General features: G+C 40.6%; 1 protein-coding gene and 1 pseudogene. One reads left to right on the forward strand and one right to left on the reverse strand.

What is annotated here, in order from left to right:
* The first annotated feature begins 749 nt into the window (after positions 1-749).
* A complete protein-coding gene (locus VLN09_RS02330) occupies positions 750-1,727 on the forward strand; it encodes an ion transporter (protein WP_325243607.1) in 978 nt (325 codons plus the stop codon).
* 98 nt (positions 1,728-1,825) lie between these two features.
* Here the strand turns inward: VLN09_RS02330 and VLN09_RS02335 are convergent.
* A pseudogene (locus VLN09_RS02335) lies at positions 1,826-1,907 on the reverse strand (IS5/IS1182 family transposase); the annotation flags it as partial.

Consider the following 1,907-nt stretch of genomic DNA (forward strand, 5'->3'; position numbering starts at 1 on the left):
TCTACAGCATAGTTTGTGCCACCTATATTGACATCACCATTGTCATTTTTAGGATCAACATAATGTGCACCAGCGGCAACTGACCAAGTACCAGCAGGTACAGCAAAAGCAGTTGTCATAGTAAGTGCAGTAGCAGCAGCTAAAACTAGGGATTGTAGTTTCATCGTTTAATTCCTCAACGTTTAGATAATGGTCGCTAACTAGAGATAGCATAAGTTAGCAATACATAATGTTAGGCTAGGGATTAACCTGTAACATCTGCTATCTATTATATTACAAAAACCTTACGAAATGTAAGGTTTAAATCGGAACGTTAAGATATTTATGCGTAAAGTTACAATGAGAAAGGTTTGGATACGTTAAATTTTATGCCATATATTAGGTTGGGTAATTAGTGGTTTGATTTAGTGTTTCTCGTACTATTGATATGCTGTTATTGTCCAAGGGAGTTTTTCGTTAATTATGCTTGGCTATTGTAGTAACTCTCCGCTGCGCTGTGCAAATGCTCGCTCATTAAAAGTGCTGGATGAGATAGATTCTTGTTGCCCAAATTGTGGGTTGTTTTTAGTACCTGCGCAAAAACGTAGTCATGAGCTGCGTGCTGAAGAGCGGTTATTACGCATGGCTTTTTTTGCAGTTGCCATCATATTGATCGCGGTAACCCACATTTATTTCCTAAAGTTTGTATAATTAGATTCTCATAACGGCTTTTTCCATATCAAATCGGTGTTATACCGCATAGGGACGGCATGCTATTTCAATCTATACGGCGCTTGCGTCTTTTTGTCTATAATATTTTGCAAAACGATGAGCATGATACGCTCTTTAGTCGCTGTGTTGATTATTTCCTTATTTTTTTGATTATGGCAAACGTCACTGCGGTTATCGCCGAGTCTGTTGACACTTGGTACTACCCTTATCAAGAGTATTTTACTTGGTTTGAGAACTTCTCTATTGTCATATTCTCTATTGAGTATCTGCTTCGTCTATGGAGTGTTGCTGAAGCTAAGCCAAGCAATACTACGTGGCGGCAGCGCTGGGAGTGGCTAAAAAGCCCGTCAGCGTTGATTGATTTGGTTGCCATTGTTCCTGCCTTTTTGAACTTCTTTGTCAGTATTGATTTGCGCTTCTTACGCATTTTGCGCCTGTTCCGTATTCTTAAGCTCACCCGTTATTTTGCTTCATTACGTATTTTACTAGTGGTCATTAGTAAAGAAAAAGGCTCGTTTCAAGCGGTTATTTTCATCTTGATAATCATGATTGTGACGGCGTCTAGTGGGATTTATTTGGTAGAAAATCATGCGCAGCCAGAGGAGTTCGAATCAATACCAAAAGCCATGTGGTGGGCGGTAGTTACTCTAACGACGGTGGGCTATGGTGATGTGACGCCGATTACCAATGCCGGTAAAATATTTGGTGCTATCATTACGATATTGGGTGTTGGTCTAGCAGCATTGCCTGCTGGTATCTTGGCAACGGGCTTGGCAAATGAGCTCAGTCAACGACGTGAAGAGCTTGAACAAGACTTTCGAGGGCAGCTATTTGATAGTGATTTTGATTTGGTACAAAATCAGATGATGATTGAAAAAATCCGCCGTGAGCTTGGCTTAGATAAAGAGCAAGCGCAGGATATCGTGCTGCAAGTACTACGGGAGCAAGAGCTTGAGCGCCGTGAAAGAGACGTACAGCAAAAGAATTTCTGTCCGCATTGCGGTGAGCGCTTATAGTAAAGAAATATTAGTTATCAGCGACTCTCTTTTATATTGAATCGACTATCTATACATAAAATAAAAAATGGTCAATTGCTCTAGGGTGTGTATAGAATTCAAATCAGGGGCAACCAGATAAAGACACAAGCGAGCATTACCGCCGCTGCAAAGCTATCTTTGAGCTTATCATATCGCGTG

The sequence above is a fragment of the Psychrobacter sp. genome, from assembly GCF_035469765.1.
Taxonomy (GTDB): Bacteria; Pseudomonadota; Gammaproteobacteria; order Pseudomonadales; family Moraxellaceae; genus Psychrobacter.